Genomic DNA, 23,946 nt, shown 5'->3' with positions numbered 1-23,946 from the left:
ACGGCTTCCGGGTTTGTCTTGTCTATCTATGTTATGTCCCGACTAATACATATTCCTCAAGGCAGCACAATCTGCTGATCCGGGTAAATCCGGTTCGGATTCGCCAGCTTGTTGAGCTGCTGCAGCAGCTGCCAGGTTGTGCCGTACTGCTTGGCGATTCTCCACAAGCTGTCTCCCTGCTTGACGACGTATACGTTCGGCAGCGCCTCCGGAGTCGTAACGCCGCCCGGCGCTGCTGGAGAAGCGCCGGCATCGGTACCGGCGGCGGCTACCGTGATCCGCCCGCTCGCGCCTACGTTCACTTCGCCGGTCTTCTGAATGTAACGGATGACCGATTCTTCGAGTGACGAGTAGTCGCCGGCGAGCGGCTGGTCTTTAAACATCGTATATTGATCACCGCCTGCCGCCATGAAGTCGTTTGTCGCCATCAGATACGTTTTGTTCAAGTCCACAGGCTCGCTGCCGATTTGGAGCGACTGTACCCGGGCGCCCTTCGGCTTCGACGGATCGATCGCGAACGTCATGCCGCCTACATGCGGGAAGGAGCCTGCCGAATCGGGATACGCTCCGACACCGTGCTCGAGCGCCGCCAGCAAGTCCGCACCGGTAACGCGTTTGGTCTGAATATAGTTGCCGAACGGCAGCACCGTAATCACTTGGCCTTTCGTAATCGAACCGGCCGGGATCGAGGCGCGGATTCCGCCGCCGTTGGTGATGGCCACGTCGGCGCCAGTCTCGTCCAGCATCGCATCGGTAATCAGATTGCCGAGGTTCGTCTCGCTTGTACGCACGTTATCGCGTTCCCCGACCAGGTTCACCGCCGAGCGGCCCACCACTTCGGACAGCACAATCTCCTGCTCTTCCTTGACCTGCTTCACGATGTCCGCCACCGCCGGGTCGGGCTGGACGGCGTCCGCCTGCTTGCGGCTGATTAACCGCGCTTCCTTGCCCGTTACGTCTTGACCGCTCACAGTCAACTCCACGACGCCGACATGTTTGCCGTACTCGCCGGTTTGCGCGATCAGCGTGCCGCCCGCGGCACGGCCGTTCTCCAGCATCGTATGGCTGTGGCCGTCGATGATCACGTCGATCCCTTTCACCTGCTCGGCCAGCTTCAGGCTCGTGTCAACGCTCGAAGCGTCCAGTCCGAGATGGGACAGCGCCACGACGACGTCCGCTTTGCCATCCAGCTCCGCCACCATGCGGAGGCCTTCCTCGACCGGATCGGCGAACGTTAATCCTTCCACATTTTTCGGATGCGTCTTGTACAGCGTCTCCGGCGTCGCCAGCCCGAAGATGCCGACACGGACGCCGCCGACGGTCTTCACCACATACGGCTCCAGAAGGCGGCTGCCATCGGCTTTGTACACGTTGGCCGCCAGCATCGGATAGTTCGCCTGACCGGCCAGCTCCACGAGACGGCCGCTGCCGTAGTTGTAATCGTGGTTGCCGGTCGTCATCGCATCGAAGCCGATCGCGTTCATGATGCTGACGATGCTTTCGCCGCGCACCAGATTGGCGATCGTCTGCCCGTGCAGCGTATCGCCGGCGTCCAGCACGAGCGTGTTCGGATTGGCCGCGCGAATTTCTTTTATCACAGACGACAGCTTCGCATAGCCGATATGTTCGGCCGATTCTTCCACGCGGGAGTGCATATCGTTCACATGCACGATCGAGATTTTAGTTCCTTGGCTGCCGCTGCCAACACTGCCTGAAGCGGGAGTGATCTCGTACACGCCGACCGTGCCGGACACCTCATAGCCGACGAGCAGCAGCGCGTTGCCGGTCGGGCTTTGCTCCGCCGGTACGAAGCGGAGCCCCTCCGGACCGCTGTCGCCGCCATTCTCCTGCGTAAAGTCGCGGGAGTTGAAATACGTGGCGAATAACGGCTTCGCCGGATCGCTTATGTCGTATACCATAATGCCGCCGACCCGCTCCAGACCGATGAACGCGTACGTCTTCCCGGCGATCTCGCCGATCTTCACGTCTTCCGGCTCCGGACCCTTGTCGTCGCTCCGGTCGTCGAAGCCGAGCTTGCTGTTGCTCACATTGAACTGCTTCGGCAGCGCTTCTGCCGTAATCCGCTCGAAATCTTCGCCGCTGTCATACACGAGGCTCATGTCGCTCGTATCCCAGATCGAGAAGGACCGGGCGCCCAGGCCATAGATCGCGTTATACTTGCCGTCCGCACCTAGGCCCATCGTGTTCGTCATCAGCAGCCTTCCCAGCTGCGATTCGTCGTACAGCCCTTCCGCGACCATCGCGTCAAGCTGCTCCTGCGAAAAGCCTTTGTAAAACTCGGCTTTCAGCGCCAGCTTACCCGTCTCGTCCGCGACCCGGGTCTCTTCGCTGAATGTCTCGTAGTCCCGCGTATCGCCTTCGTTGGCGGTAACGAGATACGTTTTGCCCTGGGCGCTGTACGTCTCGGCTCCATCCGGCATGTACAGACCGAGCACCGGCCATGGACGAATGTTGACCGCCTTGTCTTTGTTCGACGCGTCGAATCCGTTGCCGCTGACGGAATGATCTTTGACGCCGAGTCCTTTGACCCCGGTGAATTTGTTCGTGCCCAGATCCAGCACGGCAACCGCATTGTTCTCCTGCAAAGTCACATAGGCGGTTTTGCCGTCCTTCGCAACCGCGATATATTCCGGTTCGAAATCGAAAGCCGCCGCCGCTCCCGGCTTGCCGATCCGGACATCGTCCGCGATGACGGACGGATCGTCGAAGCGTACCGTAGTCGCCTTCGCCTGCGCCGCTCCAGCGCTAAGATCGATTACCGTGACGGAGCCTTCCGGGTCAATCGTGTAATCGGCTGACGGCTGCCCTTCATTGGCCGTAAGCACCTTGCTTCCGTCCGGGGTGAAGATCAGCATGTCGGGCAGCGCTCCGACCTCGAGCACCCGGATCAGCTTGCCGTCCCGGTCGAGCAGCGCGACATGGCCGTTCTCCTGCTCCGGATCGTTCGGTACGGCTACCGCGACCACGTCGCCTTTCGGACTGACGGCCACGCTCGTAGGGCCGGTCGTCTTGCCGAGACGGGCATCCAGATCGCCCAGCGTTATTTTTTGCACGTGGGTCAAGGAGGTCAAGCTCTGTCCCGCTTTTAATCCGGACAAGTCCAGAATCTCCAGCCGCTTGTCATAACCGTTTACGACATAAGCCCGTTTCAGCCCCGCATCGTATGCGATAATTTCCGCACCGCTCTTGTCCCATTTCGCACCGCTCGAATAACTCGCTACATGTTTGACGCCCAGCACGCCGGTGCCTTCCTGCACCCAGGACGCCGGTTCCGCCGCATACGCATAACTTCCGAACTGGGCGAAGACAAGCAGTCCCGCGACCGTACCTGTCAGTTTTCCCCTCCACGATATCATTCCTGTACCTCCAAAGGTTTGTATGAAGCGATCCAACGCCCTTATTGTAACGAAGGAATGTAAACGGAAAGCCGGGGATTTGTTAAGCGGATGTCAATTATGCGGACGACCGGCTGCGGCAGGCGGCGCTAAAATTGTATATATCCAACTAAGATTCTGCATGTTAACCGATTCCGGCATGTTATAAGCTAAATGGTGTAAGGCATTCCGATCACGCTGATCAGAGCAGAAAGAAGGGGAAAACGTGACCGATTTCAGCCTATTGCGCTACTACGCTCCCTCTGAAAAAAGGGACAAACCGGAGCGCGTGCAAGCCGATTTGTGCATATACGGCGGATCGCCGGCCGGTATTGCTGCCGCTGTGCAAGCAAGCCGGATGGGACTAAAAGCCGTTATCGCCGAGTTCGGACAACACTTGGGCGGATTGACGGCCAGCGGCCTCGGACGGACCGACTTCGGCCACAAAACGTCGCTTGGCGGCATCGCCAAAGAGTTTTACCAAAAACTCGGGCGCCATTACGGAAGCGACGAGCCGGAAGGAACGGCCTGGTTCATGGAGCCGCATGTCGCCGAGCGCATTTTTACCGAATGGGTGGAACAAGCCGGCGTGCCGGTTTACTACGGACAGCACCTGTCGGGCGTGGAGAAGCAAAACGGTAAAATCGTGCAAATTACGATGGAAAACGGCAACGTATTCCGTGCCGAAGCTTTTATCGATGCGACGTACGAGGGAGACTTGTTCGCCCGGGCCGGAGTCTCCTATCATGTCGGCAGAGAAGCGAACGAAGTGCATAAAGAAACGTGGAACGGCATCCAATTCGGCTCGCCGTGGCATACATTCAAAGCTTGGGTCGATCCTTTCGTAAAGGAAGGAAAACCCGACAGCGGCCTGCTGTACGGCGTCTCCGACGCTGCGCCGGGTATCCAGGGACAGGGAGACCGTTCCATCCAGGCGTACAACTTCCGGATCTGTCTGACCGACGTCCCGGACAACCGGGTCGCCTTCCCGGCGCCTCCAGGGTACGACCCCGGCAAGTTCGCCCTGTTGTCCCGTTACCTTCAAGCGGGCGTATGGGACGCGCTGACCCTGCACAAGCCGATGCCGAACGGCAAAACCGATCTGAACAACTTCGGAGCGGTCAGCACCGATCATATCGGAGCGAACCACGCCTGGCCCGAAGCGGATTACGCCGAGCGCGAGCGGATATTCCAGGAGCATGTTCATTACAATCTCGGCATGCTGCACTTTTTGGCCAACGATGAAAGCGTTCCCGAACCGGTACGCCGGGAAGTAAGCCGCTGGGGACTGCCTGCGGACGAGTTTACAAGCACGGCCAACTGGCCTCACTACTTGTACGTCCGTGAAGGAAGACGGATGATCGGCGAAGTGGTCATGAACCAGAATCATTGTCTCAAATACTTGAAAGCGGAAGATTCCGTCGGTCTCGCCTCCTACGGCATGGACTCGCATAACTGCCGCAGGATCGTGCTGGACGGCCGCTGCGTCAACGAGGGAGACGTCGAAATACCGGTAAGCGGTCCTTACCCGATCTCGTACCGGTCCATCGTCCCGAAGGGAAACGAATGTACGAACCTGCTCGTACCGGTCTGTCTGTCTTCCTCCCATATCGCATACGGATCGATCCGGATGGAGCCGGTGTTTATGGTGCTCGGCCAATCTGCGGCTACCGCGGCGGCACTTGCACTGAGAGACGGCCGCGCCGTGCAGGATGTCGATTACGCCCTGCTGCGCAAACAGCTGCTTCAGGACGGTCAAACTTTAGATGTCCAATAAAATGAACGAAAAGAGGGGTCAACATGCTTAACAAACAAAAACCGTTCCGTCGAACTGCAACGCTCGCCTTGACCCTCTGTCTGTCGGCCGCCGCCTTGGCGGCCTGCAGCCAGGGGTCCACACCGCCCGCCAGCACCGCAGGCGACAACAACCAGCAGCCGAAGGCGCCGGAAAAACCGAAAGAGCCGGTGGAACTCGTCTTTTACGCCATTAACGGCGATCCCGAGGACAGCTTCAACTACCGGTTCGGGGACGATATCCGCAAAAAGTTTCCGGACTACACGATCAAATATATTTTCAACCAAAAAGGGATGACGCTGCCGGAGATGATCGCTTCCGGAACGCGGTTCGACATTACGTACCACGCAGTCGGGTTTTATGAAAACTTCCTGATCCCGAACGGGCTTCACTACGACATGACCGAGCTGATCAAAAAGCACGGAGTCGACCTGAACCGGTTCGAAGCCACCTCCATCGACGCCATCAAGCAGCTCTCCGGCGGTAAAATGTACAGTCTGCCCGTCTACGGCAACAATCTCGTCTTGTATTACAACAAATCGATCTTCGACAAGTTCGGCGTGGCTTATCCGAAGGAAGGGATGACCTGGAAGCAAACGATGGATCTGGCCAAAAACTTGACCCGCCAGGACGCAGGCGTGCAGTATCACGGGTTCGGCATGACGCCCACCTTGCTGACTCGGATGAATCCGCTTTCGATACCGAATGCCGATCTGGCATCGAATACGCCGACGATTAACAAAAACGAATCTTGGAAGCGCTTTTACCAAACGTTTTTCCTCGACCCGCAGCTTTCTCCGGGAGCGCTCCAAACGATTCCTGACGTGAACACGTTCACGAAAGACAAAAATGTGGCGATGATGGCTTACCTGTCGAGCGTCATTACGATTTTGACCGATCAGTTGAAGCAGATCGACTGGGATATCGTGCCGCTGCCAAGCTTCGAAGACATTCCGGGAACCGGGTCCCAGATCAATTCGATCAACTTCGGCATTACGAACATCGCCAAAGACAAAGATGCCGCCATGGAAGTGCTCGCTTACATGACTTCGGACGAATTCCAGACCCGCTTGTCCAAAAAAGGGATTATGCCGGTGCTCAAAAACGAAGAGGTCCGCAAAGTGCTCGGATCGGAATCCGAGTTCAAGGATAAAAACTTCAAGGCGATCTTCCAAAACAAGCCGGCCCCGATTCCGCCAAAAGCGCTTTACGACGCCGAGATGGTCAATATTTACGCCAAGTACGGAACCGAAATCTGGAAAGGAACGACCGACATCAACACGGCTTCCCGCCAGGCGGAAGAAGAAGCGAAGAAAAAAATCGAGGAGTTTCTGAACAAACCGAAATAAGCTTGCTGCCGCTTGCAGCCGGCAAGTATCGTTAGTCCGAGCGGGACGATCCGCCGACATGGCCGGTTGTCCCGCTTTTTCTCATGCAGCGCAGCCTCAAGGGGTCGCCAGACCGTTCAGCTTGCGGTAATGCGACGGGTTCATTTTACTGTAATGGGTAAAGACGCGGCTAAAATAAAATCCGTTCTCATACCCGCACAACCGGGCGATATGATCAATCGTATATTCCGTCTGCACGAGCAGCGTTTTAGCCTTCTCCATCCGCACCGAGATCAGGTAACGGGACGGAGCGATCCCGAACACGTGCTGAAACCTGCGGGTCAGCTGAACCGGGTGAATATGAAGCTTGGCCGCTACGTCCTGCAGCCGGATCTCGCGAAACGCATGACGGTCGATGATCGCCTTCGCTTCCTTCATCAGTTTGTCTTCAGCCAGCAGGCTGGAGATCGCCAGCGTCTCCGCATCCATCTGGAACAGCATCCAGATATCGTTGAGGAAATGCTGCTTCCATATCCCCCTTTGCGCGTGATCCATCCGTTCGAGGACGAGGAGATGCCGGAAATTGTTATACAGGCGGCTCTGCTCGCTTGTCGTATATTTAAAGGAAAACAACCGGCGAAGCAAATCGATCGAGCGCTCCTCGGCTGCCGCATAGCTGTCGTGCATTTTACATATGAAATAATGAAACGATAACGGGACGATCACCTCGCGCTTGAACTCCATGAAAGGCGGGCAAAACACCACATCGCCTCCCGTCGCTTCCCCTTCCACATTATCGATCGAGTAGCGAAATCGTCCGTTCTCGATGGCGAACATCGTCCAGGCCGGTTCTTTTGCGACCCGTTTCACAAATTGCGGTTTCTCTTTCCAATAATCACCGTAAATGACTGACACCGGATATGCTGTTTCCACCTGTTATCGCCTCCTGGTCTCCGTTTCCGTCACTTCCCGTTGTTTTCGACGAAAAGCCTCCCGTTTCCTCCATCATAGGCGGTGCAAATCCGATTCATGCCAACAAAAAAACCGTCCCTGCAAAATGGTAAGCAGGCAACGGTTGTTGATGCGATCCGGCGCCGGGAGTTAAGCTCCGCAGCATTTCTTGAATTTTTTGCCGCTCCCGCAAGGGCAGCGGTCGTTCCGTCCAACCTTCGCTTTCGTCGCGAAATCGTATACGACTGCTTTGGCCGCATCGTCGGACTCCTCGCCGGTTGCGGCGGCTGCCGACAGCTCGACAGAGGTGAACCCTTTGAGAAACCATTGTCTCGTACTGTTAAACAAAACGGTCGTGTAGTCCATAAAGGCCCGGACCGTCTCGATATCGCTGATGTCCAGCTGTGACTGCAGAAACTGGATGGCGTTGCCCGGATTGTCGCCGATCCGGACCGCAAATACGCATTCCTCCACGAGACTGTCCGCTTTTTCCCGGTCGACCTCGTATTCTCTCCGGATATAGTCGCTCATCGCCTGGAAGCCCGGATTCCGGTCGACGAATCCCGGTTCTCCCGCAAGCAGCAGTTGCTCCTTGGTGAACGGGTAGAACGGTATAGACGCCCTCGCCTCATGCTCCTGCTTGACTTTGCCGGAGTCCCATACCCGGATATTGGAATACCCGAGCTGGTCCAATTTGATCTCCAAATGATACTCGATGGAGTGTTCGATTACCGAGATAAACTCGATCCGGTCAACCTCTTCGCCGGTATAACGCGCGATCAGAGCGAGCAGCTCGTCCTCAGTCAGCGTGCCGTAATAATACAGCATTCCTTGCGTAAGCTTGATCCACGTCGTATTGCGCTGCACCGTATCCCGGTACGCCTTGGGAGACAGCTCGCGGAAGCTGTGAACAATCTCCTCCGGCATGACGAGAGAGCGCTTGCCGTTCACCGTCCCGGAGAACAGGATTCCCCAGCTAGTAAAATGCTGAACCTGATGGTTGCCCAGCGTCGTTACGGCGACGCCGCCGCGCTCCGCAACTTGCTTGATAACCGCCAATCGAGCGTCGTCCAGCTTCGATATATACGAATACAGCCGCTCCGGGACGCTTCGCTCCAGCACGCCGATCAGATCCTGCTTCTTCAAGGAGCTTGCTCCCGTTATATGATGATTCGACCGGATGGCCGACAATTCTTGCTTGTTCAGTCTGGAAAGCCCGCCCGCCAAGCCGATCGGCGCCTCGATATCCGCCCACCGCTTCTCGTCTTCCTTGCTCTCCATTTTTCGTCTGCTTTCTTTGGCAGCTTGCAAGGCGTTAAGCAGTTGCTGTTCTTCCTTCTTGCTCAGTTGTTTATTCATGCTACACCCTTTCCGAAAACGGCGAATCCTATCTCTGTAAGCCGCCGAGCTCCTTACTGAAATCCTGGTACAACCTGTCCAATTAGCCGAACTATATAATACCAGTATACCCGGATAGGAGCAAGACCCGGATTCGGGCGATGTTCCGGCTCCGCCTCAGCGGCGGCGGCCGCCCGGTCTGTGAACAAGATAGACTTCCGCTATGTCACACATCCCGGAATGCGTCATAATGTACAACTATCGGCGCCAATCGGAACCGAATCCGTGCGGGTTAGGATCGAGAAAGGGGGAACGCCCAATGATCGGCCTGGTAAGTTATGCCACTCCGCGTTTTTTCGCGTCACAGGACAAATTGGAGCAGTCCGCTCTCCGATACGGAGCGGACCGCGTGTTGGCTTATCGGGAAGAGGATCTGCTCGCCTCTTCGTTTTACCGGGACAATCCGTCCATTCTCCGGCAGCCACGCGGAGCCGGCTATTGGATCTGGAAGCCCTATTATATTTTGCAGGCGATGTCGGCGATGAAGCCCGGTGATACGATCATTTACAGCGACGCCGGCATCGAGATTACCGGGCCGCTGGACCCGCTGATCCGGCTGTGCCGCGAACAAGGGATCATCCTGTTCCAAACCCATAACCAGCTCAACCGGATGTGGACGAAACGGGACTGCTTCGTGCTGATGGACTGCGATTCCAGCCGGTACTGGGACGCGCAGCAGCTGATGGGCTCGTTCTCGCTATATCTCAATAACGACCGGAGTCGGAAATTTGTGCAGCAATGGCTGGACTACTGCTGCAACGAACAGATCGTGACCGACAGTCCCAACCGCTGCGGCTTGCCCAATTTGCCTGAATTCCAAGATCATCGGCACGATCAGTCGGTGCTGTCGCTGCTGGCCGTCAAGCATAAGATCGAGATTTTCCGTTCGCCGAGCCAGCAGGGCAACCGGTACAAGATGAAACCGTTTCGTCACCCGGGAGAATGCCGCAAATATGCGTCCAAGCCGTACCGCAATTCCCGCTACGATACGCTGCTCAACCATCATCGCGCCAAATAAGGCTGTCCGTGCCGGTTGAAGACCGAAACGGAACCGTATGGGACGGACGAACGGTTAATGGCCTGCATGCCCGCCGCCGCCCGAAGATTGGCCTCCCTGCTGCGCGCCGTCCGCGCCGCCCATGCTGCTATGCCCGCCTCCCGAAGCCGAAACGATCTCCAGCATCGAATCGATCTCGCCTTGAGCCGCACCGGCGAGCAGCTTTTCGTCCCCGGTGATCCAAGCGTGGTTATACGGCCCTTCCGTAGGCGTCTTTTCGTACTTCGGCTGGATCGACATCACATAAGCCATAACCGAATCCGGCATCTTGTCTTTGCCCGTCCAGATCAGAGGCGCGTGCTTGCCCAGATGCGAGAAGGGAGCCGCCGCGATTGCGATTGCGTTCGAATCGGCCGGCACGAACGACAGGTTGCGGCCAGGCACGGCGATGCCCCATCCGAAGCCGGTCTGCGGGTCGGAATACCGGGCGAACGCAATGGAGTTTTCGTAAGCGTCTTTGCCGGCGATCCGCTGCACCCGCCCGTACGGCTTCAACTGTTCCTCGACCTTTTTGGAAACGACGCTTTCCGGCCCGAGAATATACACGTTCGCCGCCCCGTTCCGCTTCGCGAGCGCTTCGGCCGTTTCTTGGGGAACCTCGTCTTTCTTGACGTACAGCAGCGGCTCCGGCATATGCGCGATCCAATTCACAGCAGGCAGCGTGAACGCCGGATCGTCCATCGAACCGACGATAACCGACTTCGGCAGCTCGTTTGCCGCTTTGGCGTAATAGGCGTCGATATTTTTGGCGACATCCGCCGGGTTCGCTCCCGTCACTTTATCCGTTTTCAGGCCCAGCTTCGTTAGCTGCTGCTCGATCTGCGGGGCCAGATCGCCGACCAGCACGACCTGCACCCCGTTATTGGAAGGCACCCCGGCCGGCTTCAGCCTTTTAATCTCGTTTAGCGTCACTTCCGGAATCGAGTCGTTGTTGACGAACAGCACCGGCCCGTTGTTCGGATGATGGATCAGATCGGCGCTGGCGGCCGCATGCTGCCATTGCCCGGGATTCGCAAGCACGATGCCGCCCGGACGGTTATCGTCCCGGTTGGCCATCCATAACGACCGGGAGACGAGCACAGCCGCCTCGTACGGATCGCCGGTATTGATCCGCGTCGTATTTTTCGTAGCGATCCACGGCATGTTAGCCGCCGCTCCTTCTCCCGGCAAGCCGGCCGCTGCGGATGGATCGTTTTTCCCGTTGCCGTCGAAGCAGCCGGCAAGCAGCATGGCGGTCGCTCCGACGAGCAGACCGTTCAGCACTAGCTTTCGTTTCATACAGTCTCTCCTTCTTCAAGCTTTACTGCGGACACGGTTGTTCGGCAACCAAGCGTCCGTACCACACAGTGTAGCCGCAACTTTTGAAGAACTTGTGAAGGAGATCCGGTTATTGCGGGATTACGGCAACAAATTCGCTGCCTGCCTCCGGGCCGTCCCCGCTAACCGCCCATACTTCCCCTTGATGCGCCTGTACGAGCGCTTTGACGATGGCCAGTCCGATCCCCCTGCCCCCCGTTTTCCGGTTCCGGGACTTGTCTCCCCGGTAAAATCGCTCAAAAATAAACGGCAAGATTTCCTTCGTTATACCCGCCCCCGTATCTTTTACGCTAAACCGGATCTGTCCGTTATCCGGCCGTGCGGACATCACAACCTTGCCGCCCGCCGGTGTCGCCTTCAAGGCGTTCGACAGCAAATTGACCAGCACTTGCCTCATCCGGTCCGGATCGGCCCGCATGACAAGACCGTCATCAACCGGCTCCGTCCGCAGTCCGACGCCCTTCTCCGCATAAGCCGGAGACAACAGCTCCGCACAACGCTCCAGCAGTTCCCCGACGCGGACGGTCGTGTACGATAGTCCGAAATCCCCCGACTCCAGCGCATTCAGATCCTCGAGATCGGATACGAGTCCGATCAGCCTGCCGATCTCGTCCAGGCATACCCGGTACCGCTCCGGCGAAGGCTGCCATATGCCGTCCCTCAGGGCGGACAGATGACTCTTGAGCGTAGTCAGGGGCGTCCTCAGCTCATGGGCGATATTCTCGGTCATCGCGATCCGGAGCCGTTCCTGCTCCTGAAGCTGATCGGCCAGCCGGTTCAGCGCCAGTCCGAGGGCTGCCAGCTCGTCCTCGCCCTGCACCTCGGTGCGGGTGCCAAGCTGGCCTCTTGCCATCATCTCCGCCGAATATTTCATCCGGACCAGCGGTCCCGCCAGCTTTTTACCAAGCCAAATACTGACCGGCACGACGATAAGTATCGAGCCGAGCAGCGTCCAGCCGATCGCCTGCATCACCGCCCGTTCGAGATGACTGCTCCAGCCGGCAGCGCCTCCTGCCGCTCCGCCGGACTCGAGCTGGTACATATTGAAGTGATAATGGATGCCCGCAACGAGCGTAACCGAAGACAAAATTAAAATGAGCGATACGACGGCGCCAAGCGTAACGGCTATGCGGACCCGAAGCGACTGTTTCATCTCAGCCTCCGCTAAACCGGTAGCCGATTCCGTACACGGTGACGATATAGTCCGGATTTTTCGGGTCGGCTTCTATTTTGTGCCGCAAGTTTTTGATATGCTGATCGATCGTCCGGGCATCGCCGTCAAAATCAAAGCCCAGCACCTTGCCCACCAGATCGTCGCGGCTGAACGTCCGATTCGGGTTACGGGCAAATACGAGCAGCAGCCTGTACTCGTTCGGCGTTAACGCAACCGTCTCCCCCCTCAGCACCACCTTTTGCTGCAGCGCATCAATAAGCAGCTCCCCGCCGCGGAACGGAATCCGGTCCGCAAGCAGATCACCTCCGTCCGTACGCCGTAGGATGGCGCGCACTCTGGCGATCAGCTCCAGCGGGTCGAACGGCTTGGTCATATAATCGTCCGCTCCGAGCGACAAGCCCAGCAGCCGGTTGCGCTGCGCGGTTTTGGCGGTCAGCATCAGGATCGGTACGGGACTGCGGCCGCGGATCGTCTCGCACACCAGTTCCCCGTCCCCGTCCGGGAGCATCAGATCCAGCACCACCAGATCGACGTGCCGGTCCCGAATCTGATCCAGCGCCAGTCTCCCCGATTCCGCCTCCAGCGTCCGATACCCTTCGCTGGCCAGGTAAGAGACGATCACCTCCCGGATATTATCGTCGTCCTCGACGACGAGTATCGTCTTCACGATCCACCGCCTCCTTCGCTTGTTCGTTACCCTCATCGTAATGCAAATGCGGCTGCAAGCTCAAGCGGGGGGAGGATTCTGTGGACGTTTAGTTTGGCTTGTATAGGTTACATGCTCTTCGGCGCTGGCATACCAAGAATATCCAGCGCGTCTTGGAGCACATCGCGGAATCGCTTTGTCAGCCACAGACGAATCTCCCTCTTGGGCGGTTCCACTTTTAACACCGGACAAGTCGCGTAAAAATGATTAAACAGCGTGGCGATTTCATAAGCGTAGGTGCATATGAGATTAGGCGCTAGCTCGCGAATTGCTTTTTGAAACACATCCGGCCAATAAGCAAGATGTCGGATCAGCTGCAGTTCCTGCTCTTCGAGTTCACGTATAACCGGTACTACATCGGCCGTGGAGTCTGCACCAGCTTTATGCAGAATGCTGCGAGACCTGGCATACGAGTAAAGCAGATAAACACCCGTATTGCCCGTTATTTCAGTCGCCTGCTCCAGATCGAATACCACTTCTGTCTGCAGATGAAATTTGAGCAAATAGTAACGCATCGCCGCGGCGGCGATCGCCCGGCTAGATAAACCGGTACGGCGTGAACGTTTGGCCTCGATGGAACGCTCCATTCGGTCGAGGAAGTCGGTTACGCGAATGCCGATCCCTTGACGCCCGGACATCGGATATGATGTCTTACCGTCCGATGTATCCACTCCTAGTTTCCTCGCCGTATCCGGACTTAGGGAGACGACACCGTAGCTGACATGCTTCAGTTTCTCAGCTTGTTCGCTGTAACCCAATGCAACCAGCGCTTGCCTCACCATCTCCTGCGGATATTGCTGTCTATGGTCGATTACGTTAATGACAGTGTCCGCTCTTCCAATTTTTCGGGCGCTGCCGGAAGAAGACGTCGTCCATAACCCGGCCTCAAATTTCTTATACTTGAAATCTTTGCCGAGCAAACCAAATTTCCATAGATGGTAGGCGATATCCTTCGCCGTATACGTCAAAATGCCGTTTGACCGGACCAGCACTTTATCCGCTTGATAGTCGCCTTCTCCGCATGCATCCCCGCCATCTTCCGGCTGCTTTAACACCCAGCACCCCTCCAGCTTGCCTTTTGTTTCACGATGGAATAGAGGTGTTCGTTGCAACAGTTGGAACGCTTGCTCCCAGAATCCTTCCCGGACGATGCTGCTTTCCCATACCAGGACGTCATAACGAATACCGAATTGGCGCATTTCCTTCACATGCTCTCTGACGATTCTTTCCGCGACAAGCAGTCCTGCCCATGCCAGATTGGAAGTGCCCCCCTCCAACTCGTGAAGAACGACGGTACGCTGTTGTTGCAGCGCCGGATTGTCTTTATACGCTCTGTTGACCTCGGCGTAAGTATCCCAGCAATAATCGCCGAATCGCTCGTATGACCCCGTAGACGGAGTATGAAGGAGCCCGACAACCGTATCCGCCAACTGGTTGCCCAAATCGTCAATGTAATTATGGACTTCCACTTGTCTGCCTTCCCGGACCAGCATTCTTGCCAAAGTATCGCCTATGCACGAATTGCGCAGATGTCCGATATGGGCCGATTTATTAGGGTTAATCGACGTATGCTCAATGACGATCTTCCCCTCTCTCCCCGTCGGAATGGCCGGTTCATAAGCCGCGGAGTCTGCCCACTTCTGCCAATTCATAAAAAAGTTTAGAAACCCGGGCGGAGCGACCTCCACTCTCGCAAACCATGTTTTAATCATCTCTTCCTCCCACAGGCGCTCGCAAATGTCGTGTGCGATGGAGATCGGGGATCGGCGCAAGGTTTTAGCGAGCAGCATCGCAGCATTTGTGCTGAAATCCCCATGCGACGCTTGATGCGGATGCTCGATGCCGATTTTTAAGTCTGTCGGCCATGCTTGGCCGGATTGCCCTACCAGTTGGGCGGCAATCCGTTCGACTGCCGAAGCGATAATTGTGCTGGCCATACTTATTCCTCCTGTCTGCATAAACTAAAATAAGCCCTCGTCTCTATAGTTAGAGACGAGAGCTTTTATGTTCCCGCGGTACCACTCCAAGTGTCCGGCCATACAGAGCCAGACCCCTCTTTTGGTAACGGTCTGTGACCGGATCTACCTACACTGCAAACACAGCTTCTGTAGATCATCTCCCGGGTCCGATTCATCCAAAACTTCCGTACCGGCTTTCACCTTCCCCGGCTCGCTGCGACTGGTTGTCTTTGACTACTATCCCGTTCCTCGATGCTGGATATGAACTTTTTACAATACTTTACAACATTTATACCGGAAGCCGCCGCCTCTGTCAAGCTTCAAACCTCAAGGCTCGAGATGTCCCGGAGCGCAGCGATGCTCCAGCGACCGGCTGAAATACTCGTCAAGCTTCTCCAGGCCGAACTCCTCGATAATCGCCCCGACGCCGAACTCGTCCGTTTCGCTGGACAGCAGCACCGAGCCGAGCAAGCCGGGATCGTGAATCGACACTTGGGGTCCGTACTTCCGCTTTATTTCCCGGAAGCGCGCCCCATTTTTGTCGATATGCAGAACTTCGCAGTCCAGATTGATCGTCGTCGTGACGAACGGGTAATAATTCGTGCTCTGCGCGACCACTTCGCCGAGCGGAGAAATAATCGCGCACGGCAGCCCGGCTATCGCTCCGGCGAAATGGGCCCGGCACGAATACGCCCAGTAGTTCTGCATGATCGCTCCGTGGTACATGGAAGGAAACACGATCAGATCGGGACGGGCTTGGACGTATTGCTGCCGCAGCTCGTCAAAGTTCAAGTCGAAGCAGATCGCGACCGCCACCGTGCCGAAATCGCACTGGAATACCGGAGCGTCCTTGCCGTACAAAATGCCGTTCTGATCGTACTCGGCAGGCACGAGATGGTTTTTGTGATACGCGCCGATCACCGAACCGTCGCGGCCGATGAGCTGTGCGGTGTTGCGCCAGCTTCCGTCCTCGGCCTGCACATGCGACGGGTACACGATATGGCAGCGATGGCTCGCCGCCTTCTCGGCCATAAAGTCGCGAATCCGGTTGCCCCTTACCCGGTAATATTCCAGCCTCTGTTCCTTCGGATACACACTGGAGAGCGGACGGTCGCACGCCTCCGGCAATACGATCAGGTCCGGCTTGTCGGGCAGGACGCTGTCAAGCTGCTTCTCCCAATGCGCCATCATGCGCGCCAGCGCTTCCTCGGCAGGAACCCCCGCCTCGATTCTGCAAGGGGCGGGGCCCAAGCAGCTCACCTTCACATAATTGGCCATAACCCATCTCCTCCGGTGCGTGTCTTCCGGCGTCCAAGCGCCGTCTGCTCCGTATTTCGTCCGGCCTTAGCTTTAACGGCCGCCGCCGCGCATATCCTTGGAGACGTTCAGGTTCACGCGTTTCTCGGCATATTCGTGACCCGGCCTTACGTCGGGCCTTAAAAGGGAGCGTACCGCAGCACGTGGAAAATCATCGCTTTGCGGCCTTATTCGGCCGCCGTCTCGTACAGTTCCCTGACCCCTTGCTCCGATACGCCACTCCCCCTCGTCCTCTGCCAAAGCTCAGGCAAGCACGCTCATCTGCTCGGCCAGCACTTCACCGCGCAGCGGCCGGCCTTCGGCATACGCTCTCAGATCGTCCAGCACCGCTTGAGCGATCCGCTGCAGGCCGTTATTGACAGCTCCGGCAATATGCGGGGTCAGCATAACGTTAGGCAGTGTGCGGAACGGGTGATCTGGCGCAGGCGGTTCCGGATCGGTTACGTCGAGACAAGCGAACAGTCGTCCCTTCTCCAGCTCTGCGACGAGAGCCGCCTCGTCGATCAGCGAGCCCCGGGCCGTATTAATCAGAATCGCGCGATCTTTCATCAGCGCGAGCCGCTCGGCATTCAACGTCCGGTACGTCTCCGGCAGCGAAGGGGCATGGATGGAAACGACGTCGCTTTGCGCCAGCACTTCCTCCAGCTCCGCTTTTTCGGCGCCCATCTCGCGAGCCTTCTCCTGGCTCACAAACGGATCGTACAGCAAAATCCGGACGTCAAAATTGCGCATCAGCTTGACGTAGTGCGAACCCGCCTTGCCCGCCCCGATCACGCCGGCCGTTATTCCGTACAACTCCTGCACGCCTGATACCGGCCCCCAGGCTCCTTCCCGGGTCTGCTTGCCCAGTCTCCACATATCCTTCAAGGAAACGATCGTAAACCCAAGCGCCGTCTCGGCCACGCCTTTGCCGAGCGCTTCCGTTGCATTCGTCACGCGGATTCCCCGCTCCCACAGCTCCGGCGTGACGATCGGCTTCACTGTCCCGGCAGCATGCAGAACAAGCTTAAGGCCTGGTGCCTGCTCCAAAACGTTCCCGGTAAGCGGGGTGCAGCCCCACGATGTAATCGCTACGTCAGCGCCTTTAATGAGAGATGCAAGGCGCGACTCGTCCGGCGGCCCGGGCTGGTCGTTCACCACGACGTCCCCCAGCATCCGCAGCTGTTCCATATGATTGCTCCGAAAGATTCGTTCTCTCTGTTCCTTTCCTTGCAGCAGTACGATTTTCATTGTGTTCCCCTCCATGTCGGCATTGTCCGTTCGACGCCGTTCATTCGGCGTCGCCCGTTGCGAGACTAGTGAGCCGGTTCGGCATTACTTCGGCCAAGCTCCGCACATTCCCCTTTATCATTACCGCTAATTGATCCAACCCTTTTCACATAACGATCCAGCGAAAACTCTGGTTCATTTTTGATTATATTTTGGATGGGAAGGACTGTCAAACAGTATTTTCATATGATTCACACCTGTTTAGCAAGAAGGAATCGTGACAACAATGGTGTTGTAGGCTATAATATCACTCAAGCCATCCTAAGGCGCGAAACTATATTTAACTATAAGTATACCAGTGAGTCGCCCGGCACTACGACGCGACCGGCACATAAGGTTGGAGGAATAACGAATGAAGCCAAAACGGACGACTTCCAGAAGCCGTCTGGAGGAAATGATCGCCGTACTAAAAGATGACATCCTTACCGGCAAACGGTCTGAAGGCGAATTTCTGCCCTCGGAGCTGGATCTCGGCGAGATGTACACGTTAAGCAAAAATACAGTGCGCAAAGGACTCGACGTGCTCGTCTCGGAAGGTTTTATCGAGAAGGTGCCCCGGATCGGCGCCCGCGTCATACGCAAGAAGCAAAAAACCGGAGAGCTGATCCGCTTCGGTTACTACCCGACGATGAACAACGAGATGGAACTGCTCGAGCTTGTCGAGCGGTTTAACGAGGCGAATCCGGACGTCCAGGTTGAACCCGTCCCCGTCGTGTATCCCCGGGATTACGAAGCGGTGCAGAAATATTTGCGGGAAGGCACGCTTCTCGACATCATGACGATCAATCTGTACAATTACGAATTTATCCGCGGCGACTCTCCCGAGAAAAGCGTGCTGGAGCCGCTGGAGCCGCGGGACGACCTGTATCCGTTCCTGAATGCGCCGTTTCAGTCAGGCGACCGGCAATACCTGCTCCCGTTCGTCTTCACTCCCGTCGTGCTTTGCTACAACAAGGATCACTTTCGCGAGGCCGAGCTGGCCGAGCCGGACAGCGGCTGGACGTGGGACGATCTGAGCGCCGCTGCAGACAAGCTGGCGTCCGGAGGAGACCGCCTCGGGTTTTATTTCCACCTCATGTCCGAGAACCGCTGGCCGATCTTCCTTCTTCAGAACGGGGTACGGTTCGGGCGGCGCGAGGATGGAAGCCGCCTATTCAGCGACCCTCTTGTCAAAGAAGCGCTCGAGGCCTGCATGAACATCGTGAACACCCATTTTCCGTATCATCTGTCCGAGGACGATAACGATGCGGTCTCGCTGTTCCTTAACGGCAAAGCTTCGATGATCATCGCCACCTATTCGTGCCTGAACGCCCTGAAGGAAGCGTCCTTCGAATACGATATCGCACCGCTTCCACACCTGAAAGAGCTGAAGACGATGCTGGTCGTCATCGGTCTGGGCATCAACAAAATGTCGGCCCATAAAGACGCCGCGAAACGATTCGCCGATTATTTGCTGTCCTATGAGACTCAACTGCACATCCGCAAACAAACCCTGAACTTGCCGAGTGTGAAGCGGGCCGCCGAATGGACCGGCGAGGAGGAGGTCCAACGACGTCCCTACCGGTTCCATATGTACCGGGAAATCATCCATACGTTCCGGACGTATGCCGATTTGAACCTCTCCGTGCAAGATATGATGGCGATGCGCAACGAGCTTCGGTATTACTGGTCCAAGCTGGAAAGTCTGGATACGGTGCTGGAGCGGCTGGATCAACAGTCGTAAGGAGCGGGGCGGCGGAGGCCGCCCCTTATTTTTAACGTACCCCTGCATCTGGGCAGGAAACTGTTCCGCACCCGGCTACACCCGCGTCCTCCCGGTCAGATCAAACGTATCGTGTCCGCACGAAGGGCAGCCTGCGCGTTTCAACTCCTCTATCGTTCCATGTGCCCCTCCGTACCCGACAGCTTCCGCACGGCCGCACCGTTTGCAAATATACGTACGGCGCGTCCGCTTCACGTCGCCGGTATATATCGCGTCTTCGAACGGCAAAGTGATCGGCGGCGCGGTCGAATCCGTCGTCTGGAGGACGATCATCTGACTGCGGTTGCCGATGATCTCCGCCCCTTCATACTCGTTGAAAAAAGGGATCATTTCCTTGACCGTCAGCCCCATCCGGACCAGCTCGCGCTGCATCTCCAACGAAGCGTCCGGCGACTTGTGCGCAAACGACAAAAAGATCGACAACCCCTTTTTCCTTCTCAGCGCCTCAATCCCCCGCGACAAAAACAACGTCATCCCCTGCAGCGTGTAAGGCGGATCGGTAAAAAAACAATCGAACCGGCCGCGCAGCGCCGGGGGAAGAGACTGCCGCAAATCCGCCTGATGACACTCGGCGACAGCCCCCACCTGCTCCGACGCACTCCGGATGTAATCCAAAAACCGCAAATCGATATCCGCGACCTCGATCCGGGTCCGATGCTTCCCCGCATTTCCCGGAAAAAGCCGGGTAAGCAGAAAACCGATCGATATGCTGACCAGATCGTCGTCGCCGACGCACAAGATCCGCTTGCCGATCAGCGACTGCTCGCGCAAGCCTAATATGGCGCGCTTCAGGCTGGACTCCATCGTACATTTGGACTGGTCGATCCTCACATCTCCCTGCGGCCGCTCCCGGAACAGCTCCCGCAGCACCGGCAATCCGTCAGCCAGCTCCGACCGCCAGCCAAGCGGGTCCGTCATCAGCTTGCGATACAGATCCTGATCGAACCCGCCGTATCCCAGCTCGTCTTCCACATAAGCCTTCCCCTCCGGGGAACAATGAACGCCGTCTTTTTGCACAAGGGCGCCGGCCCGAATCAGCTCTTTCTTGATCGCAGCGGCAACCGGAACAGGCAAAACCGTTTTCCTCGCCAGTTCTTTCGTCGAGATTCCCGGCTTCAGGTAACATTCCACCATCGTCTGCTCGACCGCCCGTTCGCCTTCCTCCAGCCGTACTTTCGCGGCTACCGCTTGCGTGAACTCCCTCAATAGATCCACTCTCCCAGGTTCAGTTAAATGCCAAAAAGGGCAGAGATGAACAAACGTCCATCTTCTGCCCTTCAAAAGGAAGGATCGCGGCTTGCATGCGCAAGAAATCCGTTTTCTCCGGCTCCCGGAGACACGAAGCTGCGACTTGTCGCACACAACAAAAGCCATGCTCAAGAGCACGGCTTTCCGCAATCCAAAGAATATACGCGATGGCCTGTTCTTAACTAATTGGAGTCCGTCCTTTCCCGTTCGACAAATAAGCCGCGCTGGCAGCTCGATCAAAAAGAAAAGGCAATCGACTCTATGCAATTGATTAGTTAAGAACGCTCGCAGACATCAACAACATCTCCAGCCATCTAGAATACGACCATTATAAAAGAAACCGATATGGAAAATCAACTGTGGGGCTCCCCAGTCTGCCTTTAGCTGAGAGAAAAGGAACCCGCCCTTTCCTGCTCCCATCAAAAGCAGCCCCTTACGCATGAGTCATTCGACGCGACAAAGGTTTCTGAAAGAAGCTTGTTCTTGCAAATTCGAAGAGCAAAACAACGCCATCCTCCATTGGTTTATAATAAATATTAAAATTATATAAACCAGAATAACGCAATCCAGTTGCAATAAACCCTAAATCAAACAATTTATTATGATTTCGTTGACAAACCGTTGCATATTACCTAGTATAAGAAATAAGCCGAAGCTAAATTTGTAAACCAACACAAAATAATAATTGTAAACCACAATAAAATGCAAGGAGGGACACCTGGGAGCGGCAAGCTGCGGCTGTGGCATCGTATACGGAGCTTTCGGCTACGACATGCAAGAGGATTGTTAATTCCGATTCAGCTACATGGAGGGTTACTTTGAGTACAAAAATCGCATTTCTGATGGACCGGAAAAACCGGACCAACCTGTTCGACACCGAGCATATGGAGCGTATCGCACGCCTCGGAGAGATCGCCCTGTTCGACGCCTCGGAAGCGCTTTCTCCTGATCATACAGCCGAGCTGATCGAAGGCGCCGACATTGCGGTCACTTCCTGGGGGTGTCCGCCGCTGGAGAAACCTATATTGGAGCGGGCCCCCGGTCTCAAGCTGATCGTGCATGCCGCGGGAACGGTGAAGCGTGTCGTCACTCCGGAGGTCATCCGCTCCGGCATCCGCGTCAGCAGCGCGAACTGCGTCCTGGGCAGACGGGTCGCGGAGACGGCGCTCGGTCTTACGATCGTGTCGCTCAAGAACATCTGGCAGCTGGCGGCCGATACGCGAAACAACGAATGGGGACGCAATTATGACAGGGTCAAGGAGCTCTACGGAGTCACGATCGGCGTAGTGGGAGCGGGCGCATCCGGCCGGCCCTACATCGAACTGATGCGCCAGTTCCAGGTTCGCATCCTCGTATACGACCCGAACGTATCCGCCGAAGCGATCTCCGGCATGGGAGGCATCCCGGCAGACCTCGACACGCTGCTTGCCGAGTCGGACGTCGTATCGATTCACGCCCCTGCGATTCCGGCGACGAACCGCATGTTTAACGCCCGGAGGCTAGCCATGATGAAGGATGACGCGATTCTGATCAATACGGCGAGAGGCTCCTTGATCGATGAAGATGCGCTGGTCGCCGAGCTGAGTACAGGACGGCTGAGGGCTTGTCTCGACGTAACGAACCCGGAACCACCGGGAGCGGACCATCCGTTCCGCACATTGCCGAATGTAACGTTAATTCCGCACGTCGCAGGAGTCGTTACGAACGGACTAAGAAGTTTGGGAGCGTTTACAGCGCAAGAATTGGAAGCGTTTGCAAATAGCGGTTTATTAAACGGCGAGATCGATCTCAGCCGGCTGGACATACTTGCCTAACCATTTGACATCCGACTAGGAGGGTTCCAAGGTGATCAAAAAACACTTCGCATCCAGCGCGTCCATCAGCATTCTGGCCATGACCGTGCTGCTCGCAGCATGCGGCGGCGGCGGCAGCGGCAGTACGCCGGCGGCATCTGGCCCCAGCCCGGCAGGCGGCGAGCAGCAGACTCCCCCTGCCAAAAAAGATCCGATTACGCTGACTATCTACACAGAAGGCGTCAACAAAGAGGAATTTGACGACCGCTTCCTCCCTTCCCTCACGAAAAAGTTTCCGCATATTACGATCGAGTACATTAAGGCGGCGGCAGGTACCACGATTACCGATCTTGTCGCCCAAAACAAAATACCCGACATTATGCGAATCGACGTCCCCGGTCTGAAAGCGAAATATTTGGATCTCGGCCTCGCTTACGGCCTGGATGAGCTGGTGAAGAAAAACCAGTACAATTTGAACCGGTTCGACGAAGTATTCATTCAGGAGATGAGAAATGCCGGAAGAACAGGCGAATTGTACGGTCTGCCGGTGCCGCCTTACTTTCCGCTCGTGCTCTACTACAACAAAGATTTGTTCGACCGGTTCGGAGTGCCGTATCCGAAGGACGGGATGACGTGGGACGAAGTATACGAGGTCGCCAAAAAAATGACCCGTGTCGAGAACGGGCTGGTATACCGAGGGTTCAGCTCCAGCATTACCGCCATGCTGCGCGACAACCCGTGGTCGCTGCCGATTCTCGACCCGGCAACGGACTCGCTGACCGATCCGGAGAAGTGGAAGACGCTGTTCACCACCTTCAAGAAATTTTACGACATCCCGAACAACGCCATGGACCCGAACTTGGCCAACGAAGGCAACGCATTCGGCAAAGGAACGGTCGCGATGATGGCCAATCAGCATAACATCTACCTGATCATTCCGGAAAACATCAATTGGGATATCGTCTCGTACCCGATGCTGCCCGGCTCTCCCAACTTGATGGGCCAGCGCGGACCGGCTTACTGGTCGATTACGAAGCAGAGCAAATATAAGGAAGAAGCGTTCCAGGTTATAACGGAGATGCTCTCCGACGAAGTGCAGCAGGAAGATTCCAAGAAAGGCATACCTACAACGCTGACCAACAAGGATATCCAAAAAACGTTGGGTGCGTCGCATCCCGTCTACAGCAAAAAGAATATGAACGCGGTGTTTTACTATCCGCCTACCGCTCCGACTCCGAAGCGCAAGCCCGAACTGACCGATGTTCCGGGGCGTAACCAGGAGGCGATCATCCGGGAAGCGTTCAACGACGTCGTGCTGAAAAACATCGATATGAATACGGCGCTGCGGACGGCGGACGAGAAGCTGAAGTTGGAGATCGCCAAGGAAAAAGCGGCATCCGGAGGCAAATAATTAGCGACTGCCCTAAGGGAAATCGGGACCGGCAACGGCGGCCGGTTTCCCTTGCCTTTCTTATACG

16 protein-coding genes and 1 other annotated feature are annotated in these 23,946 nt (G+C 56.5%); of the genes, 6 read left to right on the top strand and 10 right to left on the bottom strand.

The features are described 5' to 3' along the window. Window positions 1-56: 56 nt before the first annotated feature. The gene (locus tag AC3Y2E_RS22850; RefSeq protein WP_379214461.1) at window positions 57-3,377 is read right to left on the bottom strand and encodes a choice-of-anchor I family protein; all 3,321 of its coding nucleotides are present in this window, start codon (window positions 3,375-3,377) and stop codon (window positions 57-59) included. 244 nt (window positions 3,378-3,621) lie between these two features. Here AC3Y2E_RS22850 and AC3Y2E_RS22845 point away from each other — a divergent pair, with 244 nt between their 5' ends. Together AC3Y2E_RS22845 and AC3Y2E_RS22840 are read left to right on the top strand one after the other, a co-directional pair. After that, complete coding sequence (locus tag AC3Y2E_RS22845; protein ID WP_379214459.1) at window positions 3,622-5,172, top strand: FAD-dependent oxidoreductase; 1,551 nt, start codon at window positions 3,622-3,624, stop codon at window positions 5,170-5,172. Window positions 5,173-5,195: 23 nt separating this feature from the next. Then, window positions 5,196-6,539, top strand: a complete 1,344-nt coding sequence (locus tag AC3Y2E_RS22840; protein ID WP_379214457.1) for an ABC transporter substrate-binding protein — start codon at window positions 5,196-5,198, stop codon at window positions 6,537-6,539. A gap of 96 nt (window positions 6,540-6,635) precedes the next feature. Here AC3Y2E_RS22840 and AC3Y2E_RS22835 read toward each other — a convergent pair whose 3' ends face one another. Together AC3Y2E_RS22835 and AC3Y2E_RS22830 are read right to left on the bottom strand one after the other, a co-directional pair. Further along, window positions 6,636-7,451 (bottom strand): AraC family transcriptional regulator, encoded by an 816-nt coding sequence (locus AC3Y2E_RS22835; protein ID WP_379214455.1) that lies wholly within the window; start codon window positions 7,449-7,451, stop codon window positions 6,636-6,638. 168 nt (window positions 7,452-7,619) lie between these two features. Beyond that, window positions 7,620-8,828 carry a YecA family protein gene (locus AC3Y2E_RS22830; protein WP_379214452.1) on the bottom strand — a complete coding sequence of 403 codons (1,209 nt, stop codon included), beginning with the start codon at window positions 8,826-8,828 and terminating at the stop codon, window positions 7,620-7,622. Between the two features lie 298 nt (window positions 8,829-9,126). Between AC3Y2E_RS22830 and AC3Y2E_RS22825 the strand changes: the two genes are divergently transcribed. Continuing rightward, window positions 9,127-9,885 (top strand): hypothetical protein, encoded by a 759-nt coding sequence (locus tag AC3Y2E_RS22825; protein ID WP_379214450.1) that lies wholly within the window; start codon window positions 9,127-9,129, stop codon window positions 9,883-9,885. 54 nt (window positions 9,886-9,939) lie between these two features. Here AC3Y2E_RS22825 and AC3Y2E_RS22820 read toward each other — a convergent pair whose 3' ends face one another. The 6 genes from AC3Y2E_RS22820 to AC3Y2E_RS22795 form a co-directional block, all read right to left on the bottom strand. Continuing rightward, window positions 9,940-11,202, bottom strand: a complete 1,263-nt coding sequence (locus tag AC3Y2E_RS22820; RefSeq protein WP_379214448.1) for a cell wall-binding repeat-containing protein — start codon at window positions 11,200-11,202, stop codon at window positions 9,940-9,942. Window positions 11,203-11,311: 109 nt separating this feature from the next. After that, on the bottom strand, window positions 11,312-12,394 hold the full coding sequence (locus tag AC3Y2E_RS22815; protein ID WP_379214446.1) for a sensor histidine kinase: 1,083 nt from the start codon (window positions 12,392-12,394) through the stop codon (window positions 11,312-11,314). Between the two features lies 1 nt (window position 12,395). Beyond that, window positions 12,396-13,082, bottom strand: coding sequence for a response regulator transcription factor (locus tag AC3Y2E_RS22810; protein ID WP_379214444.1), 687 nt, complete (start codon window positions 13,080-13,082; stop codon window positions 12,396-12,398). Between the two features lie 107 nt (window positions 13,083-13,189). After that, window positions 13,190-15,058, bottom strand: coding sequence for an arginine--tRNA ligase (locus tag AC3Y2E_RS22805; RefSeq protein WP_379214442.1), 1,869 nt, complete (start codon window positions 15,056-15,058; stop codon window positions 13,190-13,192). A gap of 48 nt (window positions 15,059-15,106) precedes the next feature. Continuing rightward, window positions 15,107-15,338: a binding site (T-box leader), on the bottom strand. Between the two features lie 68 nt (window positions 15,339-15,406). Continuing rightward, window positions 15,407-16,357 (bottom strand): carbon-nitrogen hydrolase family protein, encoded by a 951-nt coding sequence (locus AC3Y2E_RS22800; protein ID WP_379214440.1) that lies wholly within the window; start codon window positions 16,355-16,357, stop codon window positions 15,407-15,409. A 282-nt stretch (window positions 16,358-16,639) separates the two neighbouring features. Then, complete coding sequence (locus AC3Y2E_RS22795; protein ID WP_379214438.1) at window positions 16,640-17,626, bottom strand: hydroxyacid dehydrogenase; 987 nt, start codon at window positions 17,624-17,626, stop codon at window positions 16,640-16,642. Window positions 17,627-18,017: 391 nt separating this feature from the next. Between AC3Y2E_RS22795 and AC3Y2E_RS22790 the strand changes: the two genes are divergently transcribed. Next, window positions 18,018-19,388 carry an extracellular solute-binding protein gene (locus tag AC3Y2E_RS22790; protein WP_379214436.1) on the top strand — a complete coding sequence of 457 codons (1,371 nt, stop codon included), beginning with the start codon at window positions 18,018-18,020 and terminating at the stop codon, window positions 19,386-19,388. Window positions 19,389-19,463: 75 nt separating this feature from the next. Here AC3Y2E_RS22790 and AC3Y2E_RS22785 read toward each other — a convergent pair whose 3' ends face one another. Next, the gene (locus tag AC3Y2E_RS22785; protein WP_379214434.1) at window positions 19,464-20,633 is read right to left on the bottom strand and encodes a bis-aminopropyl spermidine synthase family protein; all 1,170 of its coding nucleotides are present in this window, start codon (window positions 20,631-20,633) and stop codon (window positions 19,464-19,466) included. Between the two features lie 860 nt (window positions 20,634-21,493). Here AC3Y2E_RS22785 and AC3Y2E_RS22780 point away from each other — a divergent pair. Both AC3Y2E_RS22780 and AC3Y2E_RS22775 read left to right on the top strand, forming a co-directional pair. Further along, window positions 21,494-22,489: a hydroxyacid dehydrogenase gene (locus AC3Y2E_RS22780; RefSeq protein WP_379214432.1), complete on the top strand. Its 996-nt coding sequence runs from the start codon at window positions 21,494-21,496 to the stop codon at window positions 22,487-22,489. 31 nt (window positions 22,490-22,520) lie between these two features. Further along, window positions 22,521-23,879, top strand: a complete 1,359-nt coding sequence (locus tag AC3Y2E_RS22775) for an ABC transporter substrate-binding protein (protein ID WP_379214430.1) — start codon at window positions 22,521-22,523, stop codon at window positions 23,877-23,879. Window positions 23,880-23,946 lie beyond the last annotated feature (67 nt).

The sequence above is a fragment of the Paenibacillus sp. MAH-35 genome, assembly GCF_058135425.1.
The sequence above is the reverse complement of the archived record's forward strand: the minus strand, read 5'-3'. Positions and strand labels throughout refer to the sequence as shown.